Genomic DNA, 6389 nt, shown 5'->3' on the forward strand with positions numbered 1-6389 from the left:
CGGGAGATGGAAGGGGAGGTGCTGTTCGACGCCTTCTCCCGCGGCCGCTACGCCACCGACGCCTCCATCTACCAGATCGAACCGGTAGGGGTGGCGGTCCCCAAGACCGAAGCCGACGTGGCCCGCGCCTTGGCCGTCGCCGCGGACCTGGGCGTTCCCCTGCTCCCCCGGGGTGCCGGCACCTCCCAGTGCGGCCAGACGGTGGGTGAGGCCCTGGTCATCGATTACAGCAAGTACCTGCGGGAGATCGTCGCCTTCGACCCCGAGGCACGCACCGTCACCGTGCAGCCGGGCATCGTCCTCGATCATCTGAACGCCTTCCTGCGCCCCCACGGCCTGTGGTATCCGGTGGACGTGTCCACCGCCGCTCAGGCCACCCTGGGCGGCATGGCGGGCAACAACAGTTGCGGGGCGCGTTCCCTCGCCTACGGCAACATGGTCCACAACGTGCTGGAGGTGGAAGCACTGCTCGCGAGCGGCGAGCGCCTGACCTTCGGCCCGGTGCCCGAGGCGGGGAAGCCCGTGCCGGGGCCCGCCGCCTACCGGCACCTGGTGGAAACCGTGCGCGCCTTGTACCGGTGCGAGCGGGAAGAGCTCGCCGCCCGGGTTCCCAAGGTGATGCGCCGGGTGGCGGGGTATAACCTGGACATGGCCTCCGATTCAGGGCCCTTCAACATGGCCCACCTGCTGGTGGGCTCGGAGGGGACGCTCGCCTGCTTCCAGCGCTTGAAGCTCAAGCTCTCCCCCCTGCCGCCCCACAAGACCCTGGGGGTGGTGCACTTCGCCCGTTTCTATCACGCCATGGAATCGACCCAGCATATCGTCAAGCTCGGGCCTGCGGCGGTGGAGCTGGTAGACCACACCATGATCGAGCTCTCCCGCGAGATCGTCCAGTTCCGGGACACGGTGGCGCGATTCATCCGTGGCGAGCCCGAGGCAATCCTGCTGGTGGAGTTCGCGGGCGAAGACCGTGGCGAGCAGCTCGCGAAGCTCAGGCGACTCGGCGAGCTGATGGGCGATCTGGGTCTGCCCGGGAGCGTGGTGGAAGTGATCGACCCCAAGCTGCAAAAGGAGGTGTGGGAGGTACGCAAGGCTGGGCTCAACATCATGATGTCCATGAAGGGCGACGGCAAGCCGGTGTCCTTCATCGAGGACTGCGCCGTACCCCTGGAGCACCTGGCCGACTACACCGAGCGCCTCACGCGAGTGTTCGAAAAACACGGCACCCGCGGTACCTGGTACGCCCACGCCTCGGTGGGCTGCCTGCACGTGCGGCCGGTGCTCAACATGAAGAGCGAAGAGGGCGCGAAGAAGATGCGCGCCATCGCCGAGGAGGCCTGCGCCCTGGTGAAGGAATACAAGGGCTCCTATTCCGGGGAGCACGGCGACGGACTGGTGCGCTCGGAGTGGATCGAGCCCATCTACGGCCCGCGGCTCGTTCGGGCGTTCGAGGCACTCAAGCACGCCTTCGACCCCCAAGGCCTCATGAACCCGGGCAAGATCGTGCATGCGCCCCGGATGGACGAGCGCAGGCTGTTTCGTTTCAAGCCCGGCTACCGCCCCCTGCCCCTGGAGACGGCCCTCGACTGGTCCGAGTACGAGACGGAATCCAGCCGCAGCCCAGGCGCCGGCTTTGCTGCGGCCGTAGAGATGTGCAACAACAACGGCCACTGCCGCAAGTTCGACGCAGGGGTAATGTGTCCCTCCTATCGGGTCACCCGGGACGAGCAGCACCTCACCCGGGGACGGGCCAACACCCTGCGCCTCGCGCTCTCCGGCCAGCTCGGCCCCGAGGCATTCACTTCTCCTGCCATGTACGAGACGCTGGCGCTGTGCGTCTCGTGCAAGGGCTGCAAGCGGGAGTGTCCCACGGGGGTGGACATGGCGCGGATGAAGATCGAGTTCCTCCACCACTATCACCAGCGCCACCCCCGTTCCCTCAAGGACCGGCTCGTCGCGCACCTGCCCCGTTATGCCCCGTGGGCAGCGCGGCTCGCGCCGCTTTTGAATCTGCGGGATCGCCTGCCCGGCTTGGCGGCCCTGAGCGAACGCTTTCTGGGGCTTTCCGCCCGACGCTCGCTTCCCCGCTGGCGGCGCGACGTTTTCCGCGGCCCCCAAGAGATCGGCGCAGCAGCATCCGCCTCCTTGGGCGAGGTGGTGTTGTTGCCCGACACCTTCAATACCTACTTCGAGCCGGAGAACTTGCGCGCAGCCCTGCGGGTGCTCACCGCCGCCGGCTATCGGGTCACCGTGGCGACGTCGGCGGACGGCGGGCGACCCCTCTGCTGCGGGCGCACCTATCTCGCCTCGGGTATGGTGGAAGAGGCCCGCACAGAAGCCCGACGGCTGATAACAGCGCTTGCACCTTACGTCGCGCGGGACATTGCCGTCGTGGGCTTGGAACCCTCCTGCCTTCTCACCCTGCGTGACGAGCTGGCGGCCCTGATCCCCGGGCCCGAGGCCCGGGCCCTCTCCCGTCGGGCGCTGTTGTTCGAAGAATTTCTCGTGCAGGCGCGGGACGCAGGTCGGCTCCATCTGATGCTCTGCCCCCTCGACGCCAAGCGGGCCTTGGTGCACGGCCACTGTCACCAGAAGGCTTTCGGGGCGTTTGCCTCGGTGGTGCAGGTGCTGCGCATGATTCCGCAGCTGCAGGTCGAGCCCATCGAATCGTCCTGTTGTGGCATGGCGGGCGCCTTCGGCTTCGACGCAGCTCACTATGACCTTTCCATGAGGATGGCGGCGCTGTCCCTGCTGCCTGCGGTGCGCGCCGCCGAGCCCGAGGCGCTGCTGGTCGCCGACGGCACGAGCTGCCGCCACCAGATCCGGGACGGCGCGGGGCGCACCGCCCTCCACGCCGCGCGGGTGCTGGAACAGGCGCTCGCCACCGCTCAACCCTGAATCGCTGCTCGAAAGGCGTATTCGTCTCGCCTCGCATCCCTTGTTCAACCCTCGGCTGACACGCTCACAGGGCGGGCAGTCACCCGCGGCGCTTTTCTTCGGCGCGAGCGTACAAGCCCGTGGTTCTCGGCTATCATTCCGTCGGAGACGAGGCAAGGGAAGCGACCATGGGTCTTCTGATCCATGCCCACATCGAGGTGACCGGGGACCTAGGGGCGCTCCAGCGCTTTCGGGAGCGCTTGGCGAGCCTGCTGGCCGAGGAAGAGCGTGAAGGCGAGATCCAGGAACAGATCGGCGCAAACCGGCTACGCTACGATCTCAAGGTGAGCGGCGGCATCCCCTTTCCCCCCTTCATCGCCGCTTCCCAGGCGTTGCCCGAGCTGCGCATCAGCGTGGAATGGTTCTCCCCCGCCGAGGCTGCCCGCGGCAGCGCCGTCATCCAAGCCGGCAAGCTGTTGGAACACACGGAGGGCCCGACCGGCGGCATGCCGCTCGTGGATGACAAGCCCCTCTACGTGCGGGTGGAGGCCGGGGGAAGGTTGGGTCTCGCCTTTGCTTTGCTGTCCTTGTCCCCGCAGGCCCACCTCGGCTACACCGTCACCGCGGACCGCGACGCCTTCTTTCGCCTCACGCGCCAAGGCGAGACGGCGCGACTCCAGGCCACGGTGGGCGCCGAGCCCCAGTGGGGCAAGGCCTGGACCTTCGACCTCCAGCAACGGCGCTGCCAGCCCGAGGCGCTCGACCCGCCGCTGTCCATCGAGGAGCGGGAGCATCAGGCCCTCCTCGCCCTGGCAGACGGCTTCGTGGCCCGATGGATCTGGTTTCGCGACGCGCCCGAAGAAGAAACGGTGTTGGAACGGGATCGCTACGCCCGTCTCGGCTACCCGGTGCAGGAAGCCAACGTGAAGAGCGCAAAGCTGCGTCTGCTCACGGCTCAGGGGAACGGGGTCCAGGTGGCGGACACCTTGGGTCCGGGGCTCGAATGGATAGAGGAGGTGCTAACCCAATGCTGGCTGGAAAACGAATCGGCGCCTGGGCGCTGAGTGCCTGCCTTTGCGCGTCCGCCGTCTGGGGCGCCGCGGACTACGCCCGGGAGAAGAAGTGGGCTGACGAGATTCTGCCTGGCATCGTGGTGGGAGAACCCGTGACCCTCACCGATGCCGGCGGACGCTCCTTCCTCGGCCTCTACACCGAAGCCCGGGGCGCCAAAGGCGCAGTGGTGGTGGTCCACGGCATGGGGGTCCACCCCGACTGGGGACTCGTGGGCGTGCTGCGCAGCCAGCTCGCCGATCTGGGCTATACCACCCTCTCGGTCCAGATGCCGGTGCTGGCGGCGGAGGCCAAACCTGAAGCGTATGAAAAGCTCTTCCCCGAGGCCGCCGAGCGGTTGGCGGCGGCGGTCGCCTATCTCCAGGCGAAAGGCTACCGGAAAATCGCCCTCGTCTCCCACAGCATGGGGGCACGCATGAGCGGGTATTACCTGGTGAACCACGGGAACCCGCCAGTCGCTGCTTGGGTAGCCATCGGGCACTCCGGCCAGTTCAAAGAACCCCAGAACCTCAAACTCCCGGTGCTCGATCTCTACGGGGAGGCGGACTTCCCCCAAGTGCTAGAGGCGGCGCCCCGACGGGCGGCGGCCCTCGAGCGCATTGCCGGCTCCGCCCAGGTAGCCGTGAAAGGGGCGGATCACTTCTTCAACGGCCAGGAAAGCGCCCTGCTCGCCGAGGTGCGCGCCTTTCTCGATCGGACCTTGGCGAGTTCCCGTTAAGGGCAAGGGACGGGGTCGCGCCCGATGCGCCCAGGCGTTTCCCGAGGCGTGGCCCTGGGTTTCCTGGTGGTGCTCGCGATCCTGATCGGGGGCGCCGTGATCACCCTGCGCAGCTCCAGCTTGCTACTGCGCACCAGCGAATCGGTCACCCATGCCCTGGTCTCCCTCGACCTGCTCAAAAGCCTTCAAGCCAATTTGCTCGACGCCGAGACCGGTCAGCGGGGTTACCTGCTCACGGGCGAGGAGCGCTACCTGGAACCCTACCATCGCGCCCTGCGAGAGCTGGAGGCCCCCTTCCACCACCTGCGCCAGGAGATGGCGAGCGACCCCGAGCAGTTGGAGCGCCTGGGGCGGCTCGAGCAGCGGGTACGGGAAAAGATCCGGGAGCTGGAGGCGACCGTGGCGCTGCGTAAGGAGCGCGGCTTCGAAGCAGCGGTCCAGGTGGTGAGCACCGACCGGGGCAAGCAGCTCATGGACAAGATCCGAGCGGAGCTGGCGGAGCTGGTCCGCCATGAAGAAGCGCTCCTTACGGGCCACGCCGAGCGCCTGGAGCGGGACGCCTATCTCACCCTGGCCTCGTTTTCGGTGGCTTCCCTCCTGGCGGTAGTGCTGCTCGTCCTCACTTATCTGCTGGTAGCGCGGGAACTCAAGGTCCGGCGGGAAAGCGAAGAGGCGCTGCAGCGCTTGAACCAGAAGATGGCGCAGAACATCGGGGAACTGCGAGCCCGGACCGAGGAAATGCTTTCTCTCTCGGAGATGGGAAGCTACCTCCAGGCCTGCCTGTCGGCGCAGGATGCCGCTGCGGCCGCGGCCCGCTTCGCGCAGAAACTCTTTCCCGCCGGCGGGGGCGTGCTCTATCTCTTGCATCCGTCGCGCAACTACCTGGAAGCGGTCGCCCACTGGGGCGGCGTCGAGTGCCCGGAGCCTACCCTCCCACCGGAAGCGTGCTGGGGATTGCGGCGCGGCCAGCTTCATTTCACCGACAGCGCCGAGCCTGCCCTGGCGTGTCCCCACCTCGAGATGGGGTCCGAAGATCCGTTTTTTTCCATCTGTGCTCCCATGATCGCCCACGGGGATCTCCTGGGCCTCCTGCACCTGCGCTATCACCGCTCTGAGGCCCAGAAAGGAGAGGAGGTCTTCTCGTCCTACCAGCGCATGCTGGTCAACACCGTGGCGGAACAGGTGGGACTCGCCATCGCCAACCTGCGGCTGCGGGAATCCTTGCAACAGCAATCCATCCGGGATCCCCTCACCGGGCTGTACAACCGGCGCTTTTTGGAGGAAGTACTGGAGCGGGAGCTCGCCCAGGCGCGGCGCCGCCGGGTGCCCCTTGCCCTGGTCATCGCAGACGTGGACCGCTTCAAAAACTTCAACGATTCCTTCGGCCATGAAGCGGGCGACAGGGTGTTGCAGAGTCTCGCCCGGCTGTTGCAGTCGAGCCTGCGGGGCAGCGACGTGGTGTGCCGCTACGGCGGCGAGGAATTCGTCCTCGTCCTGCCTGAAGCCACTGCCTCCGGCGCCCAGGCGCGGGCCGAAGCGCTGCGCAGCGCGGTGCACGCGCTGCAACTGCATTATCGGGAACAGCCCCTCGGCCCCATCACCGTCTCCTTCGGCGTGGCAGCCTTTCCCGAGCACGGCGACAGCTCAAAGGCCCTTCTCGCTGCCGCCGACGTCGCACTCTACGAAGCCAAGCGCAGCGGGCGCGACCGGGTGGTGGTGGCGG

At 67.4% G+C, this 6389-nt stretch carries 4 protein-coding genes; all 4 read left to right on the forward strand.

Annotated features, from left to right (window positions below):
- The first annotated feature begins 6 nt into the window (after positions 1–6).
- Positions 7–2898 carry an FAD-binding and (Fe-S)-binding domain-containing protein gene (locus V7Q81_RS04915; RefSeq protein WP_333840814.1) on the forward strand — a complete coding sequence of 964 codons (2892 nt, stop codon included), beginning with the start codon at positions 7–9 and terminating at the stop codon, positions 2896–2898.
- 167 nt (positions 2899–3065) lie between these two features.
- Complete coding sequence (locus V7Q81_RS04920) at positions 3066–3941, forward strand: hypothetical protein (RefSeq protein WP_333840810.1); 876 nt, start codon at positions 3066–3068, stop codon at positions 3939–3941.
- On the forward strand, positions 3905–4666 hold the full coding sequence (locus V7Q81_RS04925) for a DUF3530 family protein (protein ID WP_333840811.1): 762 nt from the start codon (positions 3905–3907) through the stop codon (positions 4664–4666). Before V7Q81_RS04920 ends, V7Q81_RS04925 begins: the two co-directional genes overlap by 37 nt.
- Positions 4667–4690: 24 nt before the next feature.
- Positions 4691–6389, forward strand: a 1699-nt coding sequence (locus V7Q81_RS04930; RefSeq protein WP_333840812.1) for a diguanylate cyclase, incomplete at its 3' end; no start/stop codon positions are given.

Source organism: Pelomicrobium sp., assembly GCF_036803785.1.
Taxonomy (GTDB): Bacteria; Pseudomonadota; Gammaproteobacteria; order Burkholderiales; family UBA6910; genus Pelomicrobium.

What these genes read in the sequence shown, in the direction of transcription:
- V7Q81_RS04915 (WP_333840814.1), top strand. Translation starts at nt 7, where the DNA reads ATGGAAGGGGAGGTGCTGTTCGACGCCTTCTCCCGCGGCCGCTACGCC.
- V7Q81_RS04920 (WP_333840810.1), top strand. Translation starts at nt 3,066, where the DNA reads ATGGGTCTTCTGATCCATGCCCACATCGAGGTGACCGGGGACCTAGGG.
- V7Q81_RS04925 (WP_333840811.1), top strand. Translation starts at nt 3,905, where the DNA reads ATGCTGGCTGGAAAACGAATCGGCGCCTGGGCGCTGAGTGCCTGCCTT.